General features: G+C 72.3%; 16 protein-coding genes. 14 read left to right on the top strand and 2 right to left on the bottom strand.

Going from position 1 to position 17,273, the window contains the following annotated elements:
* Positions 1 to 11: 11 nt before the first annotated feature.
* Both ACZ407_RS10290 and ACZ407_RS10285 read right to left on the bottom strand, forming a co-directional pair.
* Entirely contained in the window at positions 12 to 1,679 is a 1,668-nt protein-coding gene (locus ACZ407_RS10290) for a hypothetical protein (RefSeq protein ID WP_468127187.1), read from the bottom strand.
* 210 nt (positions 1,680 to 1,889) lie between these two features.
* Positions 1,890 to 4,088: an elongation factor G-like protein EF-G2 gene (locus ACZ407_RS10285; protein WP_468127185.1), complete on the bottom strand. Its 2,199-nt coding sequence runs from the start codon at positions 4,086 to 4,088 to the stop codon at positions 1,890 to 1,892.
* A 236-nt stretch (positions 4,089 to 4,324) separates the two neighbouring features.
* On the opposite strand from ACZ407_RS10285, the gene pgsA reads away from it, so the two are divergent.
* The 14 genes from pgsA (at position 4,325) to ACZ407_RS10215 (ending at position 17,151) form a co-directional block, all read left to right on the top strand.
* Positions 4,325 to 5,008 (top strand): phosphatidylinositol phosphate synthase, encoded by a 684-nt coding sequence (gene pgsA / locus ACZ407_RS10280; RefSeq protein ID WP_468127184.1) that lies wholly within the window; start codon positions 4,325 to 4,327, stop codon positions 5,006 to 5,008.
* Positions 5,005 to 5,952, top strand: a complete 948-nt coding sequence (locus ACZ407_RS10275; RefSeq protein WP_468127182.1) for a phosphatidylinositol mannoside acyltransferase — start codon at positions 5,005 to 5,007, stop codon at positions 5,950 to 5,952. Before pgsA ends, ACZ407_RS10275 begins: the two co-directional genes overlap by 4 nt.
* Positions 5,949 to 7,148, top strand: a complete 1,200-nt coding sequence (locus ACZ407_RS10270; RefSeq protein ID WP_468127180.1) for a glycosyltransferase family 4 protein — start codon at positions 5,949 to 5,951, stop codon at positions 7,146 to 7,148. Before ACZ407_RS10275 ends, ACZ407_RS10270 begins: the two co-directional genes overlap by 4 nt.
* A gap of 145 nt (positions 7,149 to 7,293) precedes the next feature.
* Positions 7,294 to 7,839, top strand: a complete 546-nt coding sequence (locus ACZ407_RS10265; protein ID WP_468127178.1) for a LemA family protein — start codon at positions 7,294 to 7,296, stop codon at positions 7,837 to 7,839.
* Positions 7,840 to 8,178: 339 nt separating this feature from the next.
* The gene (gene pdxS / locus ACZ407_RS10260) at positions 8,179 to 9,090 is read left to right on the top strand and encodes a pyridoxal 5'-phosphate synthase lyase subunit PdxS (protein ID WP_468127176.1); all 912 of its coding nucleotides are present in this window, start codon (positions 8,179 to 8,181) and stop codon (positions 9,088 to 9,090) included.
* Positions 9,091 to 9,096: 6 nt separating this feature from the next.
* Positions 9,097 to 9,690 carry a pyridoxal 5'-phosphate synthase glutaminase subunit PdxT gene (pdxT, locus tag ACZ407_RS10255; protein ID WP_468127174.1) on the top strand — a complete coding sequence of 198 codons (594 nt, stop codon included), beginning with the start codon at positions 9,097 to 9,099 and terminating at the stop codon, positions 9,688 to 9,690.
* 57 nt (positions 9,691 to 9,747) lie between these two features.
* The gene (locus ACZ407_RS10250; protein ID WP_468127172.1) at positions 9,748 to 10,500 is read left to right on the top strand and encodes a YebC/PmpR family DNA-binding transcriptional regulator; all 753 of its coding nucleotides are present in this window, start codon (positions 9,748 to 9,750) and stop codon (positions 10,498 to 10,500) included.
* Between the two features lie 120 nt (positions 10,501 to 10,620).
* Positions 10,621 to 11,151 carry a crossover junction endodeoxyribonuclease RuvC gene (ruvC, locus tag ACZ407_RS10245; protein ID WP_468127170.1) on the top strand — a complete coding sequence of 177 codons (531 nt, stop codon included), beginning with the start codon at positions 10,621 to 10,623 and terminating at the stop codon, positions 11,149 to 11,151.
* Positions 11,148 to 11,783: a Holliday junction branch migration protein RuvA gene (ruvA, locus tag ACZ407_RS10240; RefSeq protein ID WP_468127168.1), complete on the top strand. Its 636-nt coding sequence runs from the start codon at positions 11,148 to 11,150 to the stop codon at positions 11,781 to 11,783. The genes ruvC and ruvA overlap by 4 nt, the downstream gene beginning before the upstream one ends.
* 148 nt (positions 11,784 to 11,931) lie before the next feature.
* On the top strand, positions 11,932 to 12,999 hold the full coding sequence (gene ruvB / locus ACZ407_RS10235; RefSeq protein ID WP_468127166.1) for a Holliday junction branch migration DNA helicase RuvB: 1,068 nt from the start codon (positions 11,932 to 11,934) through the stop codon (positions 12,997 to 12,999).
* A 166-nt stretch (positions 13,000 to 13,165) separates the two neighbouring features.
* Positions 13,166 to 13,618: a preprotein translocase subunit YajC gene (yajC, locus tag ACZ407_RS10230; protein ID WP_468127164.1), complete on the top strand. Its 453-nt coding sequence runs from the start codon at positions 13,166 to 13,168 to the stop codon at positions 13,616 to 13,618.
* Positions 13,619 to 13,773: 155 nt separating this feature from the next.
* A complete protein-coding gene (gene secD / locus ACZ407_RS10225; protein WP_468127162.1) occupies positions 13,774 to 15,549 on the top strand; it encodes a protein translocase subunit SecD in 1,776 nt (591 codons plus the stop codon).
* A 1-nt stretch (position 15,550) separates the two neighbouring features.
* The gene (secF, locus tag ACZ407_RS10220) at positions 15,551 to 16,606 is read left to right on the top strand and encodes a protein translocase subunit SecF (RefSeq protein ID WP_468127160.1); all 1,056 of its coding nucleotides are present in this window, start codon (positions 15,551 to 15,553) and stop codon (positions 16,604 to 16,606) included.
* A complete protein-coding gene (locus tag ACZ407_RS10215; protein ID WP_468127159.1) occupies positions 16,603 to 17,151 on the top strand; it encodes an adenine phosphoribosyltransferase in 549 nt (182 codons plus the stop codon). Before secF ends, ACZ407_RS10215 begins: the two co-directional genes overlap by 4 nt.
* The last annotated feature ends 122 nt before the right edge of the window (positions 17,152 to 17,273 follow it).

Here is a 17,273-nt window from a genome sequence, read left to right as displayed (position 1 = left end):
GCCGTCCCGCGTCAGCCGTCGTAGACGTCGGCCTTGCGGGGGCTGGCGTCCTGGACGAGGCCGCTGACGATCATCGAGCGGTTGTTGAAGCGCTCCGTGTCCACGCCGTTGTCGGCGAGGACCTTCATCGCGGCGGTGTGGACCACGCGGAGCACGGGGGTGGCGGCGCGCAGGGCGTCGTCGGCCATGAAGCGGTGCCGCCAGGGCTGGCCGGCCCAGACGTGCCGGACGCCGAAGGGCTCGGGCAGCACCATCTTGCCGCCGAGGAACTCCAGCAGCGGCGGGTACCAGGTGAGCGGGGCGCGCACCGCCAGGCGGACCACCTCGCTGGCGTCGACCAGCGGCAGGGTGTTCTCCATGGTCTCCCAGAACCGGACGGTCTTGGAGACCTCGACCGTCTTGGGCGCGGACTTGGTGGTGAACAGGCCGTGTACGGGGCCGAGGGCATGCCCGGTGACCTCGATGCGCAGGGTCTGGTAGAGCACGGTGACGGTGACCATCATGGTGATGACCAGCTGCCCGTCCCAGAGGGTGAACTGGATGCCCAGGTAGTGCCGGTTGCCGTTGCTGAACTGCTGCTCGTTGCAGATGCGGGTGACTTCCTGCGGGCTGACCTGGAAGGGGTCCACGCCCTCCCCGGCGGGCCGGGCCACCTCCTTGGCGCCCTCGCCGACGGGGGAGACGATCCAGTGCTTGACGGTGGGGGTGGGGAAGCCGCCGGTGTGCAGCGGGCCGCGGTGCAGCTGGGAGAGCTGCTTCTCGATGGCCCGGATCACGTCCCAGCTGCGGAACGGGTTGATGTCGGTGCCGGGGGTGGCGGGCACGAGTTCCTCGGCGAGCTGCCAGCTGCCCCAGCGGGTGCCCATGCCGAGTATGCCCTTGGGGCCGGCGTAGAAGACGGAGTTGCTGCGGTCCTCGGCGGTGAGCCGGGAGAGCTGCTGGCGCAGTTCCTCGGCGGCGGTCTCGCCCGGGTTGGCGGGGACGGCCTCGGGGATCTTGGCGCCGATGCCGCCGCCGTCGAGGAGGCCGTCCCAGCGGGCCCGCATGTCGGCGGCGGTGCGCTCGCAGATCCGGCGGGCGAGGTACCAGCCGGCGACCGGGGCGATGATGATGCCGCGGAGGTAGTAGCCCCAGAATCCGGTGAAGGGCAGCCGGAACATGAGCACGGTCGCGGCGATGCCGATCCCGACGAGCACGGCGGTGCCCATCCAGGTGGCGCGGGCGCCCTCGTGCTTGGCGAGGGTCTTGCGGAGCTGGAAGAGGGCGATCCACAGGAGGGTGCCCGGCAGGAACAGGATGCCGCAGACGACGGTGATCAGCCGGAGCTGCCGGTCGCGCTGCTTGCGCAGGCGGGAGGCGGCGAGGCAGTGCTCGACCACGGTCTGCGGCTCGGCGCCGAAGGACTGGATCAGGGGTTTGCGGCCGCCGCCGAGCATGCGCGCCTGGACGGCGGCGCAGAAGGCTTCGCCGAAGTTGGGGGCGAAGAGGGAGAGCTTGCCCTTCTTGACGGCGGACTCGTGCCATTCGTTGTTGGCCTTGAGGATCTCCTCGGCCGGGCTGTCGCGGTAGGCCGCCGAGGCGAGGGCGTTCGTCGCCGCCGTCTGCCCGCCCGCTCCCTGGAGGGGTACCTGCGCCCCGGGACTGAAATCGAAACTGCCGTCCGCCACCGTTGCCCCCATCGCCGTGCCGTGCCGTGTGCCGTGCCGGCCGCGCGGCGGGCGCACTGGCGCCCGCCCGTTCACCGGTCCCCTGGCGGGTCGTTCCCCGCCGCCCCACCCGGCACACCTGCCGAAGAGCCTATCGGGGGCGGGTGCCCCCGCGTCAGAGGACAGGGAAATGCCGCCCACCGCAAGCGAGTTGGGTGGGCGGCGGCAGGATTTTTCGGGTAACTACGCCCCCTTTTCCGCCTGTTCGCGCATCTTGTCGGCGAGCGGCTGCGGCATCGGCTCGTGGCGGGCGTAGCTGCGGCTGAACCGGCCGGTGCCGTGGGAGAGGGAGCGGAGGTCCACCGCGTACCGGTCGATCTCGATCTCGGGGACCTCGGCGCGGACCAGCGTACGGGCCTCGCCGGCCTGTTCGGTGCCGACGACCCGGCCGCGCCGGCCCGACAGGTCGCTCATGACCGGTCCGACGTAGTCGTCGGGGACCAGGACCGCGACCTCGGCCACCGGTTCGAGGAGGTCGATGCGGGCTTCGGCGGCCGCCTCGCGCAGGGCGAGCGCGCCGGCGGTCTGGAAGGCGGCGTCGGAGGAGTCCACCGAGTGGGCCTTGCCGTCCAGCAGGGTGATCCGCACGTCGACCAGCGGATGCCCGGCCGCGACCCCGCGCGCCGCCTGCCCCCGTACGCCCTTCTCGACGGACGGGATGAACGAGCGGGGCACCGCGCCGCCGACCACCTTGTCGACGAACTCGATCCCGCTGCCGGGCGGCAGCGGTTCCACCTCGATCTCGCAGATGGCGAACTGGCCGTGCCCGCCGGACTGCTTGACGTGCCGGCCGCGCCCGGCGGCCTTGCCGGCGAAGGTCTCGCGCAGGCTCACCCGGTGCGGGACCGGATCCACCTGGACCCCGTAACGGCTGCGCAGGCGTTCGACCACCACGTCGCGGTGCGCCTCGCCGAGGCACCACAGGACGACCTGGTGGGTGTGCGGGTTCTGCTCCAGGCGCATGGTCGGGTCCTCGGCGACGAGCCGGGCCAGGCCCTGGGAGAGCTTGTCCTCGTCGGCCTTGCTGTGGGCCTGGACGGCGAGGGGGAGCAGCGGGTCGGGCATCTCCCACGGAGCCATGAGGAGCGGGTGGTCCTTGGCGGAAAGGGTGTCCCCGGTCTCGGCCCGGGTGAGCTTGGCCACGCTGGCGAGGTCGCCGGCGATGCAGCGGCCGAGGGTGCGCTGCTGCTTGCCGAAGGGGGAGGTGAGGGCGCCGATCTTCTCGTCCACGTCGTGGTCCTCGTGGCCGCGGTCGGTGAGCCCGTGGCCGCTGACGTGGACGGTCTGGTCGGGACGGAGGGTGCCGGAGAAGACACGGACCAGGGAGACGCGGCCGACGTAGGGGTCGGAGGAGGTCTTGACCACCTCGGCGAGGAGGGGGCCGTCGGGGTCGCAGCCGACCGCGGGCCGGGGCTTGCCGTCGGGGGTGGTGACCTCGACCGGGGCGCGTTCGAGGGGGGTGGGGAAGCCGCCGGTGATCAGTTCGAGGAGCTCGACGGTGCCCAGGCCCTGGCGGGCGCCGTCGGCGGCGGGGGCGGCCATGAGGACGGGGTGGAAGGTGCCCCGGGCCACGGCCCGCTCCAGGTCGTCGATCAGGGTGCGGAGGTCGATGTCCTCGCCGCCGAGGTAGCGGTCCATGAGGCCCTCGTCCTCGCTCTCGGCGATGATCCCCTCGATGAGCCGGTTGCGGGCCTCGGAGATGAGGGCGAGTTCGGCGGGGTCGGGGTCGCGCTCGGTGCGCTCGCCCGAGGAGTAGTCGTAGACGCGCTGGGAGAGGAGGCCGAGCAGGCCGGTCACGGGTGCGTGCCCGTCGGCTCCGGCGGGGCCGTGCAGGGGCAGGTAGAGGGGGACGACCGCGTCGGGGTCGTCCCCGCCGAAGATGTCCCCGCAGGCGGAGGCCATCTGGGAGTAATCGGCGCGGGATGCCTCCAGATGGGTGACGACGATGGCCCGGGGCATGCCCACGGCCTCGCATTCGTCCCAGACCAGCCGGGTGGCGCCGTCCACTCCGTCGGCGGCCGAGACGACGAAGAGGGCCGCGTCCGCGGCGCGCAGACCGGCCCTGAGCTCTCCGACGAAGTCGGCGTATCCCGGGGTGTCCAGGAGGTTGATCTTGATTCCGCCCCACTCCACGGGGACGAGGGACAGCTGCACCGAGCGCTGCTGGCGGTGCTCGATCTCGTCGTGGTCGGAGACGGTGCTGCCGTCCTCGACCCGGCCGGCCCGGTTGACCGCGCCCGCGGTCAGGGCCAGGGCCTCCACGAGGGTGGTCTTGCCGGACCCGCTGTGGCCGACCAGCACGACGTTCCGGAGGGAGTCGGGCCGCTCGGCCGACAGTGCCCTGCCGGCGGCCCCGGATGGTGTGTTCGCCTTGTCGCCCATGGGTATCGGGCCTCCCGGTCCTAGCGGTGGGGTGGCGTGAGGTTGGCGCCGGAGCGGAACCGGTGGATCCGGTCGCTTCCGCGATCCTTCGAGCTTTGCACCGGCGCCAGCGGGCGTCCATACGTCGTACCTGACGCGAACCGGTGGGTGCGCGGGGCTGCGGCCCGGCCCCTGGCTACGATGGGCCAGCCGGTGGCCGCTGTGGCCGCGCGGCCCAGCGACCCTCCGGGAAGGCCATGCTGAACAAGTACGCGCGTGCATTCTTCACGCGTGTCCTCACACCGTTCGCCGCGTTTCTGCTCCGCAGGGGGGTGAGCCCCGACGCGGTCACCCTCATCGGCACCGCCGGTGTGGTGGCGGGTGCGCTGGTCTTCTTCCCCCGGGGCGAGTTCTTCTGGGGGACGATCGTCATCACCCTGTTCGTGTTCTCGGACCTCGTGGACGGGAACATGGCCCGCCAGGCGGGCGTCTCCAGCCGGTGGGGGGCCTTCCTCGACTCCACCCTCGACCGGGTCGCCGACGCGGCGATCTTCGGCGGGCTGGCGCTCTGGTACGCGGGCTCGGGTCACGACAACATGCTGTGCGCCGTCGCCATCTTCTGCCTGGCGAGCGGCCAGGTCGTCTCGTACACGAAGGCCCGCGGCGAGTCGATCGGGCTGCCGGTGGCCGTCAACGGGCTGATCGAGCGCGCCGAGCGGCTGGTCATCTCCCTCGTCGCGGCCGGCCTGTCCGGGCTCCGGACCTTCGGGGTGCCCTCGTGGATCGGGGTGCTGCTGCCGGTGGCCCTGTGGGTGGTGGCCGTGGGCTCGCTGATCACGCTGATCCAGCGGGTGGTCACGGTCCGCCGCGAGGCCGCCGAGGCGGACGCCGCCGCGGCCGAAGGAGCCGGCGCGGGCACGGCCGACGGCGGTGCCGCGTGAGCCTCCGGGACAAGCTGACCGACGGGCTGTACGGGGCCGGCTGGGGCGGGGTCAAGAAGCTCCCCGAGCCGGTTGCCGAGGCCCTCGGCCGCAAGATCGCGGACCTGGCCTGGCAGCGCCGCGGCCCCGGCGTGCAGCGGCTGGAGGCCAACCTGGCCCGGGTGGTGCCCGAGGCCGGACCGGAGCGGCTGCGGGCGCTGTCCCGCGCGGGCATGCGCTCGTACCTGCGCTACTGGATGGAATCGTTCCGGCTGCCCGCCTGGACCCCGGAGCGGATCCGCGAACGGGTGGTCATCGACGGGGAGCAGCACCTGCGGGACGGGCTGGCGTCCGGCCGCGGGGTGATCGTCGCGCTGCCGCACCTGGCCAACTGGGACCTCGCGGGCGCGTGGGTCACCTCGTACGTCGGGGTGCCGTTCACCACGGTCGCGGAGCGGCTGAAGCCGGAGAGCCTCTTCGACCGGTTCGTGGCCTACCGGGAGAGCCTGGGCATGGAGGTGCTGCCGCACAGCGGCGGGGCCGCGTTCGGGACCCTGGCACGGCGGCTGCGGGCCGGCGGGCTGATCTGCCTGGTGGCGGACCGCGACCTGTCCGCGTCCGGGATCGAGGTGGACTTCTTCGGGGCCGCGGCGCGGATGCCCGCCGGCCCCGCCCTGCTGGCCCAGCAGACCGGCGCACTGCTGCTCCCGGTGAACCTCTGGTACGAGGGCCCCCTGATGCGGGGACTGATCCACCCGCCGGTCGAGGTCCCGCAGACGGGCACCCGGAAGGAGAAGACCGCGGTGGTCACCCAGGCCATGGCGGACGCCTTCGCGGCGGGCATCGGGCGGCACCCGGAGGACTGGCACATGCTCCAGCGGCTGTGGGCGGACGACCTCGACCCCGCGAAGGCGCCCGCGAAGGCCTCCGGCAGGGCGCCCACGACCGAGGGGGCGGACGCGTGAGGATCGGCATCGTCTGCCCGTACGCCTGGGACGTCCCCGGCGGGGTCCAGTTCCACATCCGCGACCTCGCCGAGCACCTGATCGGGCTCGGCCACGAGGTCTCCGTCCTCGCCCCGTCCGACGACGACACCCCGCTGCCGCCGTACGTGGTCTCCGCCGGGCGGGCCGTGCCGGTCCGCTACAACGGCTCCGTGGCCCGGCTGAACTTCGGCTTCCTGTCCGCGGCCCGGGTCCGGCGCTGGCTGCACGACGGCACCTTCGACGTGATCCACATCCACGAGCCGACCTCCCCCTCGCTGGGCCTGCTCGCCTGCTGGGCCGCCCAGGGCCCGATCGTGGCCACCTTCCACACCTCGAACCCGCGCTCGCGCGCGATGATCGCGGCCTACCCGATCCTCCAGCCGGCGCTGGAGAAGATCAGCGCCCGCATCGCCGTGAGCGAGTACGCCCGCCGCACCCTGGTCGAGCACCTCGGCGGGGACGCGGTCGTGATCCCCAACGGGGTGGACGTGGACTTCTTCGCCCGCGCCGAGCCCAAGGCCGAGTGGCAGGGCGGCACCCTCGGCTTCATCGGCCGCATCGACGAGCCCCGCAAGGGCCTGCCGGTGCTGATGGCGGCCCTCCCGAAGATCCTGGCGGAGCGGCCGGACACCCGGCTGATCGTCGCGGGACGCGGGGACGAGGTGGAGGCGGTCGCCTCGCTGCCGGCCGAGATGCGCTCCCGGGTCGAGTTCCTCGGCATGGTGAGCGACGAGGACAAGGCGCGGCTGCTGCGCAGCGTGGACGTGTACGTGGCCCCCAACACGGGCGGCGAGAGCTTCGGCATCATCCTCGTCGAGGCCCTGTCGGCCGGGGCGCCGGTGCTGGCCTCCGACCTGGACGCCTTCGCGCAGGTCCTGGACCAGGGGGCGGCCGGCGAGCTGTTCGCCAACGAGGACGCCGACGCGCTCGCGGCGGCGGCCGTGCGGCTCCTGTCGGATCCGGACCGCCGCGCCGCCCTGAGCAAGCACGGTGCGGCCCACGTCCGGCGCTTCGACTGGTCCACGGTCGGCGCGGACATCCTGGCGGTCTACGAGACGGTCACCCAGGGCGCGGCCTCGGTGGACACCGACGAGCGGGTGCCGCTGCGCACCCGCTGGGGCCTGGGCGCCTCCTCGGGGGCGGCGGGGTCGAGCTCGGGGTTCTCGGCCGAGTAGCAGCCCGGCGGACGCCCCCGCGGCGGGGCCGGATCCGGCTCCCGCCACGGGGCGCCTCCCGGCGGTGGCCGGGGGAGACCGGGGCGCGGGTCCCGGGGCGGAGCCCCCGTCGACGGTGCGCCCCGTACCGGTAGAGTCGCGTCGCGTGATCGAAACGCTCGTCTGGATCGCCGTGGCCCTCTGCGCCATCGGCCTCTACCTCAGCTGGACCGCCGGCCGCCTGGACCGCCTGCACTCGCGCATGGACGCGGCCCGGGCCGCCCTCGACGCGCAGCTCGTGCGCCGGGCCTCGGTGGTCCTGGAGCTGGCCACCTCGGGGGTGCTCGACCCGGCCTCCTCGATCGTCCTCTACGAGGCGGCGCACGCGGCCCGGCAGGCCGAGGAGGACCAGCGCGAGGTGGCCGAGAGCGAGCTGAGCCAGGCGCTGCGGGCCGTCTTCGAGGACGCCGACCAGGTGGAGGCGCTCCGGGAGGCCCCGGGCGGACCGGCGGCCGCCGAGGAGCTGGCGGCTGCCGTCCGCCGGGTGCCGATGGCCCGCCGGTTCCTCAACGACGCCGTACGGGCCGCCCGGGCGCTGCGCCGGCACCGCAAGGTGCGCTGGTTCCGCCTGGCCGGGCACGCCCCCTTCCCGCTGGCCTTCGAGATGGACGACGAGCCGCCGGCCGCGCTGGCCGACCGGCCGGCCGGCTGACCTGCGTACCGACCCGGGCCCCGACCAGCGGGTGTCCGCGCGTCGCGGCCCGGCCGGGCCGCCGTAAGCTGGAGGTTCCGCCGGACCGTGCGCCCGGCGGCCCGAGGGCCGGCGCGCGGGGCCCGACTCCCGGAGCCCGACGTCTGAAGCCCGGAGCCGGAGCCCGAGCCCGGAGCCCGGACGCGGGTCCGGACCGGTGATCCGCAGGCCGGACGCCCGTCGCACCGGCCGGTCCGCAGGCCGAAGGAGCCACTGGGTGACTATTGGCCCTTGCAGTGGACTGGTCCTCGGGGTTTCCTGGCACAGCACCACCCGTCTCTCTCCCAGCGAGGTCAACCCGTGAGCACGCTTCCCACCACCACTCAGTCCCCCGAGACCGGCACCGCCCGCGTCAAGCGCGGCATGGCCGAGCAGCTCAAGGGCGGCGTAATCATGGACGTGGTCAACGCCGAGCAGGCGAAGATCGCCGAGGACGCGGGCGCCGTGGCCGTCATGGCCCTGGAGCGGGTCCCCGCCGACATCCGCAAGGACGGCGGCGTGGCGCGCATGTCCGACCCGAACATGATCGAAGAGATCATCGGCGCGGTCTCCATCCCCGTCATGGCCAAGTCCCGCATCGGCCACTTCGTCGAGGCCCAGGTCCTCCAGTCCCTCGGCGTCGACTACATCGACGAGTCCGAGGTCCTGACCCCGGCCGACGAGATCAACCACTCCGACAAGTGGGCGTTCACCACCCCCTTCGTCTGCGGCGCCACCAACCTCGGCGAGGCCCTGCGCCGCATCGCCGAGGGCGCGGCCATGATCCGCTCGAAGGGCGAGGCCGGCACCGGCAACGTCGTCGAGGCCGTCCGCCACCTGCGCCAGATCAAGAACGAGATCGCCAAGCTGCGCGGCTTCGACAACAACGAGCTGTTCGCCGCCGCCAAGGAGCTGCGCGCGCCGTACGAGCTGGTCAAGGAGGTCGCCGAGCTCGGCAAGCTCCCCGTGGTGCTGTTCTCCGCCGGTGGCGTCGCCACCCCGGCCGACGCCGCGCTGATGCGCCAGCTCGGTGCCGAGGGCGTCTTCGTCGGCTCCGGCATCTTCAAGTCCGGCGACCCGGCCAAGCGCGCCGCCGCCATCGTGAAGGCCACCACCTTCTACGACGACCCGAAGGTCATCGCGGACGCCTCCCGCAACCTGGGCGAGGCCATGGTCGGCATCAACTGCGACACCCTCCCCGAGTCCGAGCGCTACGCCAACCGCGGCTGGTAACCACCGATGAACAATCCCCCCGTGATAGGCGTCCTGGCCCTCCAGGGCGACGTACGGGAGCACCTGATCGCCCTGGCCTCGGCGGACGCCGTGGCCAGGCCGGTCCGGCGCCCCGAAGAGCTCGCCGAGGTCGACGCCCTGGTGATCCCGGGCGGCGAGTCGACGACCATGTCCAAGCTCGCGATCCTGTTCGGCATGCTGGAGCCGCTGCGCGAGCGCGTGCGCACCGGCATGCCCGTGTACGGCACCTGCGCCGGCATGATCATGCTCGCGGACAAGATCCTGGACGGCCGCGAGGACCAGGAGACCCTCGGCGGCATCGACATGATCGTCCGCCGCAACGCGTTCGGCCGCCAGAACGAGTCCTTCGAGGCCGCGATCGACTTCGCCGGCATCGAGGGCGGCCCGGTCGAGGGCGTCTTCATCCGCGCGCCGTGGGTGGAGTCCGTGGGCGCGTCGGCCGAGGTGCTCGCCACGTACGACGGCCACACCGTGGCCGTGCGGCAGGGCAACATCCTCGCCACCTCGTTCCACCCGGAGCTCACCGGCGACGACCGGGTCCACGCGTACTTCGTGGACATGGTGCGCGCATCGGCCTGATCCCGCCCCGGTAGGATCTGAGCAGAACACTGTTGGTTACGCGAAGGAGACAGGCGGATGTCCGGCCACTCTAAATGGGCTACGACGAAGCACAAGAAGGCCGTGATCGATGCCAAGCGCGGCAAGCTCTTCGCGAAGCTGATCAAGAACATCGAGGTCGCGGCCCGCACGGGCGGCGCCGACCCGGACGGCAACCCGACCCTCTTCGACGCCATCCAGAAGGCCAAGAAGAGCTCGGTGCCCAACAAGAACATCGACTCCGCGGTCAAGCGCGGCGGTGGTCTCGAGGCCGGCGGCGTCGACTACGCGACGATCATGTACGAGGGCTACGGTCCGAACGGTGTCGCGGTGCTCATCGAGTGCCTCACCGACAACCGCAACCGTGCCGCGTCCGACGTCCGCGTCGCCATGACCCGCAACGGCGGCTCCATGGCCGACCCGGGCTCGGTCTCGTACCTGTTCAACCGCAAGGGCGTCGTCGTGCTGCCCAAGGGCGAGCTGACCGAGGACGACGTCCTGGAGCACGTGCTCGAAGCGGGCGCCGAGGAGGTCAACGACCTCGGCGAGCAGTTCGAGATCATCAGCGAGGCGACCGACCTGGTCGCGGTGCGCACCGCGCTGCAGGAGGCCGGCATCGACTACGACTCGGCCGAGTCCAGCTTCGTCCCGACCATGCAGGTCGAGCTGGACGAGGAGGGCGCGCGCAAGATGTTCAAGCTGATCGACGCCCTGGAGGACAGCGACGACGTGCAGAACGTCTTCGCCAACTTCGACGTCAGCGACGAGGTCATGGAGAAGGTCGACGCCTGAGCCGTCGCCTGATCCGAGGGCACCACACCGCGGGCCGACGGGGACACACCCCCGTCGGCCCGCGGCGTTGTCGGTGCCGGGGGATAGCCTGCACGAACAGGAATACGAGGGGAGGGCGGCGTGCGCGTACTCGGGGTGGACCCGGGGCTCACCCGGTGCGGTGTGGGAGTGGTCGAGGGCACGGCCGGCCGTCCTCTGAAGATGCTCGGCGTCGGCGTCGTACGGACGGCCGCCGATGCGGAGGTCGCACTGCGGCTGGTCGGGATCGAGGAGGGCATCGAGCGCTGGCTGGACGAGTTCCGGCCCGAACTCGTCGCCGTGGAACGGGTCTTCAGCCAGCACAACGTGCGCACCGTGATGGGCACCGCCCAGGCCAGCGCCGTCGCCATGCTCTGTGCCGCGCGCCGCGGGATACCGGTCGCCCTGCACACCCCCAGCGAGGTCAAGGCGGCCGTCACCGGCAGCGGCCGCGCCGACAAGGCGCAGGTCGGGGCCATGGTGACCCGGCTGCTGCGGCTGGACGCCCCGCCCAAGCCGGCCGACGCCGCCGACGCCCTCGCCCTCGCCATCTGCCACATCTGGCGGGCCCCCGCCCAGAACCGCCTGCAGCAGGCCGCTGCCCTGCACGCATCGAAAGGCCGAAGCGCATGATCGCTTTCGTGAGCGGCCCGGTGGCCGCCCTCGCCCCCACCACGGCCGTCATCGAGGTCGGGGGCGTGGGCATGGCCGTCCAGTGCACCCCGGACACCATCGCGGGCCTCCGGGTCGGCGAGCCCGCCCGGCTCGCGACCTCCCTGGTCGTACGGGAGGACTCCCTCACCCTGTACGGCTTCGCCGACGACGACGAGCGGCAGGTCTTCGAACTCCTCCAGACCGCGAGCGGGGTGGGCCCGCGGCTGGCCCAGGCCATGCTGGGCGTGCACCGCCCCGACGCCCTGCGGCTCGCCGTCTCGACCGGGGACGAGAAGGCGCTGACCGCCGTGCCCGGCATCGGGAAGAAGGGCGCGCAGAAGCTGCTCCTGGAGCTGAAGGACAAGCTGGGGGCGCCGCTGGGGGCGAGCGGTCTGGTCGGGGCGCAGCGGGCGGCCGCCGCGGCCGGGCCGGCCCCGTGGACCGAGCAGCTGGCCGCCGCGCTGGTCGGGCTCGGCTATGCGGCGCGCGAGGCGGAGTCCGCGGTCGAGGCGGTCACCCCGCAGGCGGAGGCCGCCATCGCGGAATCGGGCTCGGCCCCCGTCCCGCAGCTCCTCCGAGCCGCCCTCCAGACCCTGAACCGCGCCCGCTAGGCGCCCCCTTGCCGAAGCGGGGGGTCCGCCCCCCCCACCCCCGTCCCCCAACACCAGAAAGGACGAAAAAAAAAACCCATTCTGGAGGGGGCGGACCCGTTGAAACCCCCCACCACGGACGGCCACGCACGACAACGAGAAGGCAGACGTGAACTGGGACGACGACCACACCGAGGAACAGGCCCGCCTCGTCGCACCCGCGGCAGACGGCGAGGAGAGCGCCGTGGAGGCCGCCCTCCGCCCCAAGGACCTCGACGAGTTCGTGGGCCAGGAGAAGGTGCGCCAGCAGCTGGACCTGGTCCTCAAGGCCGCCCGCCAGCGCGGCGCGACGGCCGACCACGTCCTGCTCTCCGGCGCGCCCGGCCTCGGCAAGACCACCCTCTCGATGATCATCGCGGCGGAGATGGGCGCCCCCATCCGCATCACCTCCGGCCCCGCCATCCAGCACGCCGGGGACCTCGCGGCCATCCTCTCCTCGCTCCAGGAGGGCGAGGTGCTCTTCCTCGACGAGATCCACCGCATGTCGCGGCCCGCCGAGGAGATGCTCTACATGGCGATGGAGGACTTCCGCGTCGACGTCATCGTCGGCAAGGGCCCCGGGGCCACCGCGATCCCCCTGGAGCTGCCGCCGTTCACCCTGGTCGGCGCCACCACCCGGGCCGGGCTGCTGCCCCCGCCGCTGCGCGACCGCTTCGGGTTCACGGGGCACATGGAGTTCTACAGCCCGGCCGAGCTGGAGCGGGTGGTGCACCGCTCGGCCCGGCTGCTCGACGTGGAGATCGAGGCCGACGGCGCCGCCGAGATCGCCGGCCGCTCCCGCGGCACCCCCCGCATCGCCAACCGGCTGCTGCGCCGGGTCCGGGACTACGCCCAGGTCCGGGCTGACGGATTGATCACACGCGAGGTGGCGGCCGCGGCCCTCGGGGTCTACGAGGTGGACGCCCGCGGGCTGGACCGGCTGGACCGGGCGGTGCTGGAGGCCCTCCTCAAGCTGTTCGGCGGCGGCCCGGTGGGCCTGTCCACCCTGGCGGTGGCGGTCGGCGAGGAGCGGGAGACCGTGGAGGAGGTCGCCGAGCCCTTCCTCGTACGCGAGGGCCTGCTGGCCAGGACCCCCCGGGGCCGGGTCGCGACCCCCGCGGCATGGGCGCATCTCGGCCTCGTTGCGCCCGGCGGCAAGGCCGGATCCCATGGACAACAGGGCCTGTTCGGGGCGTGACGGCGCGGGGCGTGGCCGGGTCCGGAACTGCGGTGCCATGCTGGGCGTTGTTCCATCGGTGTGGACTCGCCTAGACTCCGCCGATGCCGACCGGTCCAGGTCGGTGTGCCCGCCCCCGTAGAAGAAGGCCGCTCACCAGCGCGGTCGTGCGAAGGATCTCCGTCCCGTGAACAATCTCGTGACCTTCCTCCCGTTCATCGTGCTCATCGGGGCCATGTTCCTGATGACCCGGTCTGCGAAGAAGAAGCAGCAGCAGGCCGCGTCCATGCGCGACCAGATGACGCCCGGCACGGGCGTCCGCACGATCGGCGGCATGTACGCCACGGTCAAGGAGGTCGGCGCCGACACCGTCACCCTCGAGGTGGCGCCGGGCGTGCACGCCGTCTACGCGAAGAACGCGATCGGCGCTGTCCTGGACGACGACGAGTACAACCGCATCGTCCACGGCACCGGCGATGATCTGACGATCGACACGCCGGTCGTTCCGGACGACGCTTCTTCGCTGACCGAGGCGGAGGCCGAGCAGCCGAAGCTGGACCTGGGCAAGAAGGCCGAGACCGAGACGTCCGAGGACGCCAAGGGCGAGGGCAAGACCGACGGCGAGGCCGACGCGAAGTAGTCTGCGGCCGGTGAGCCGAGCGGCGCCCAACCGGCGGCCGTCGGCCCACCGGCGCCAGCGGTCGCTTCTGCGGGGGGCAGGGGTCCCCACACACTTTTTTCGTGGCCGTCCGGCGCACACCCGGCGCGGACGGTTGGACAGGGAGATACGACAAGGTGGCAGCACCGAAGAAGGGCCGGCGGCCCGCGGGGGCTCAGGGCAGGCCGGGGCGTGCCCTGGCAGTGATCCTGATCGCGATGGTGGCGCTCACCGCGGGGATGTTCATCTCCAAGCAGACGACTCCGCGCCTGGGCATCGACCTCGCGGGCGGCACGAGCATCACGCTGAAGGCCAAGAGCGAGCCCGGCAAGCCGGACTCGATCAACCCGACCAACATGAACACTGCGGTCGGCATCATCGAGCGCCGCGTCAACGGTCTCGGCGTCTCCGAGGCCGAGGTCCAGACGCAGGGCGAAGATCACATCATCGTGAACATCCCCAAGGGGACGAACGAGAAGCAGGCGCGTGAGCAGGTCGGCACGACCGCTCAGCTCTACTTCCGCCCCGTGCTGGCCATCGGCGCCGGCGGCCCGGCCACCGAGCCGGCGCCGAAGCCCTCGGCCAGCGCCTCCGGCAACAAGGCCGAGAGCGGCAAGAAGGACGGCAAGAACGCCTCCTCCGCGCCCACCCCGTCGTCCAGCGCCACTTCGCAGGGCCGTGCCGTCAGCGAGGCCCTCAAGGCCCCTGGTGCCACGCCCACGCCCTCCGCGGGCGCGTCGAAGAAGGCAGACGACAAGAAGGCGTCCCCGGCGCCGACCCCCTCCGCCCCCACCGGCGCCGCCGCCGACCTCCAGAAGAAGTTCGCGGCGCTGGACTGCACCAACGAGGCCCAGCGGGCCGCGGCCGGCCTGGGCGTCAAGCCCAGCGACCCGACCGTCGCGTGCGGCAAGAACAGCCAGGGCCAGTGGGCCAAGTGGCTGCTCGGCCCGGCCGGCGTCGAGGGCAAGGACATCAAGGACGCCAAGGGCGCGTTCGACACGCAGCGCGGCATCTGGCTCGTGCAGATGCAGTTCAACGACCGGGGCGCGGACCAGTTCGCCAAGGTCACCGGTGAGCTGGCCACCAAGCAGTCCCCGCAGAACCAGTTCGCGATCGTGCTCGACGGCGAGGTCGTCTCCGACCCGTACGTGAGCACCTCCATCGCGGGCGGCAACGCGGAGATCAGCGGCAGCTTCAACCAGCAGTCCGCCCAGGACCTCGGCAACATGCTGTCCTACGGCGCCCTGCCGCTGTCCTTCCAGGAGGACAGCGTCACCACCGTCACCGCCGCGCTCGGCGGCGAGCAGCTGAAGGCCGGTCTGATCGCCGGCGCCATCGGCCTCGCCCTGGTCGTCATCTACCTGGTGGCGTACTACCGCGGTCTCGCGCTGATCGCCATCGTCAGCCTCCTGGCCTCCGCGATCCTCACCTACACGATCATGGCGCTGCTCGGAAAGGGCATCGGCTTCGCGCTGAACCTGCCCGCCGTCTGCGGTGCGATCGTGGCCATCGGCATCACCGCGGACTCGTTCATCGTGTACTTCGAGCGCATCCGCGACGAGATCATGGAGGGCCGGACCCTGCGCCCGGCCGTGGAGCGTGCCTGGCCGCGGGCCCGGCGCACCATCCTGGTCTCCGACTTCGTGTCCTTCCTGGCCGCTGCGGTGCTCTTCATCGTCACCGTCGGCAAGGTCCAGGGCTTCGCGTTCACGCTCGGCCTGACCACCCTGCTCGACGTGGTCGTGGTGTTCCTGTTCACCAAGCCGATCATGACGCTGCTGGCCCGTACGAAGTTCTTCGGCGAAGGCCACCCCTGGTCCGGTCTGGACCCGAAGCGGCTCGGCGCCAAGCCGCCGCTGCGGAGCTCCCGCCGCTCCCCGTCCGCCGCCCGTGTCGAACCGAAGGAGGCGTGAGATGGCCAAGTTCTCCAATCTCGGCGCCCGCCTGCACAAGGGCGAAATCAGCTACGACTTCGTCGGCAAGCGATTCGTCTGGTACGCCGTCTCGGTCCTGATCACCATCACGGCGATCGTGGCCCTGGCCGTCCAGGGCCTCAACATGGGCATCGAGTTCAAGGGCGGTGCCGTCTTCACCACCCCGAAGACGGACGTCTCGGTCTCCCGGGCCACCGAGGCCGCGGAGCAGGCCTCCGGCCACGACGCGATCGTCCAGAAGCTGGGCAACGGCACCCTGCGCATCCAGGTCAGCGGCCTGGACACCGACCAGGCGAACGGCGTCAAGACCAAGCTCGCCGCCGACCTCGGCGTCAAGGAGCAGGACGTCAACGCCGACCTCGTCGGCCCCAGCTGGGGCGAGCAGATCGCCAACAAGGCCTGGACCGGTCTCGCCGTGTTCATGGTCCTGGTGGTCGTCTACCTGGCCATCGCCTTCGAGTGGCGCATGGCCGTCGCGGCCCTCGTCGCCCTGGTCCACGACCTCACCATCACGGTCGGCATCTACGCGCTGGTCGGCTTCGAGGTCACCCCGGGCACGGTCATCGGTCTGCTGACGATCCTCGGTTACTCCCTCTACGACACCGTCGTCGTCTTCGACGGTCTGAAGGAAGCCTCCAAGGACATCACCAAGCAGACCCGCCACACCTACAGCGAGATCGCCAACCGCAGCCTCAACGGCACGCTGGTCCGCTCGATCAACACCACCGTCGTGGCGCTGCTCCCGGTCGCCGGCCTGCTCTTCATCGGCGGCGGCTTCCTGGGCGCGGGCATGCTCAACGACATCTCGCTGTCGCTGTTCGTCGGCCTCGCGGCCGGTGCCTACTCCTCGATCTTCATCGCCACCCCGCTGGTCGCCGACCTCAAGGAGCGCGACCCGGCGATGAAGGCCCTCAAGAAGCGGGTGCTCGCCAAGCGGGCCTCCGCCGCGAAGGGCGAGGAGCCGCTCGACGCCGAGGAAGGCGCCGAGGTCGTGGCGCAGGCGCGGGCCGGCCGGGCGGCGGGACGCCGCCGATGACCGACGCGCAGGGCGTACGCGAGCTGCTGCTCAGCCGGATCACGGACGTACCGGACTACCCGAAGCCGGGCGTGATGTTCAAGGACATCACCCCGCTGCTCGCCGACCCCGAGGCGTTCCGGACCCTGACCGGCGCCCTCGCCGAGCTGTGCGTCCGGCACGGCGCGACGAAGATCGTCGGTCTGGAGGCCCGCGGCTTCATCCTGGCGGCCCCGGTCGCCGTCCAGGCGGGCCTCGGCTTCGTCCCGGTCCGCAAGGCCGGCAAGCTGCCCGGGGCGACCCTGAAGCAGGCCTACGCGCTGGAGTACGGCACCGCCGAGATCGAGATCCACGCCGAGGCCCTGGTCCCCGGCGACCGGGTCCTGGTCATCGACGACGTCCTGGCCACCGGCGGCACCGCCGAAGCCTCGCTGGAGCTGATCCGGCGGGCCGGGGCGGACGTCGCCGGCGTATCGGTCCTCATGGAGCTGTCCTTCCTCGACGGCCGCGCCCGGCTGGAGACCGCCCTCGCGGGAGCCCCGCTGGACGCCCTGATCGTGGTCTGACCGGTCCGGCCCGTACGGCCGGACCATCCGAGCAGTACCCCGCAGCGGGGGGGGGAGAGGGGGGGGGGGGGGGGAGGGGGTGGGGGGGGGGGGGGGGGGGGGGGGGGGGGGGGGGGGGGGGG

It is taken from the genome of Streptomyces sp. NPDC030809 (assembly GCF_055572195.1).
Note: the sequence above shows the minus strand (reverse complement) of the source record. Positions and strands in the feature narration are given on the sequence as shown.

Coding starts and splice junctions, on each gene's coding strand:
- ACZ407_RS10290 (WP_468127187.1), bottom strand. CDS start 1,679: ATGGGGGCAACGGTGGCGGACGGCAGTTTCGATTTCAGTCCCGGGGCG.
- ACZ407_RS10285 (WP_468127185.1), bottom strand. CDS start 4,088: ATGGGCGACAAGGCGAACACACCATCCGGGGCCGCCGGCAGGGCACTG.
- pgsA (WP_468127184.1), top strand. CDS start 4,325: ATGCTGAACAAGTACGCGCGTGCATTCTTCACGCGTGTCCTCACACCG.
- pdxT (WP_468127174.1), top strand. CDS start 9,097: ATGAACAATCCCCCCGTGATAGGCGTCCTGGCCCTCCAGGGCGACGTA.
- ACZ407_RS10250 (WP_468127172.1), top strand. CDS start 9,748: ATGTCCGGCCACTCTAAATGGGCTACGACGAAGCACAAGAAGGCCGTG.
- ruvA (WP_468127168.1), top strand. CDS start 11,148: ATGATCGCTTTCGTGAGCGGCCCGGTGGCCGCCCTCGCCCCCACCACG.
- secF (WP_468127160.1), top strand. CDS start 15,551: ATGGCCAAGTTCTCCAATCTCGGCGCCCGCCTGCACAAGGGCGAAATC.
- ACZ407_RS10215 (WP_468127159.1), top strand. CDS start 16,603: ATGACCGACGCGCAGGGCGTACGCGAGCTGCTGCTCAGCCGGATCACG.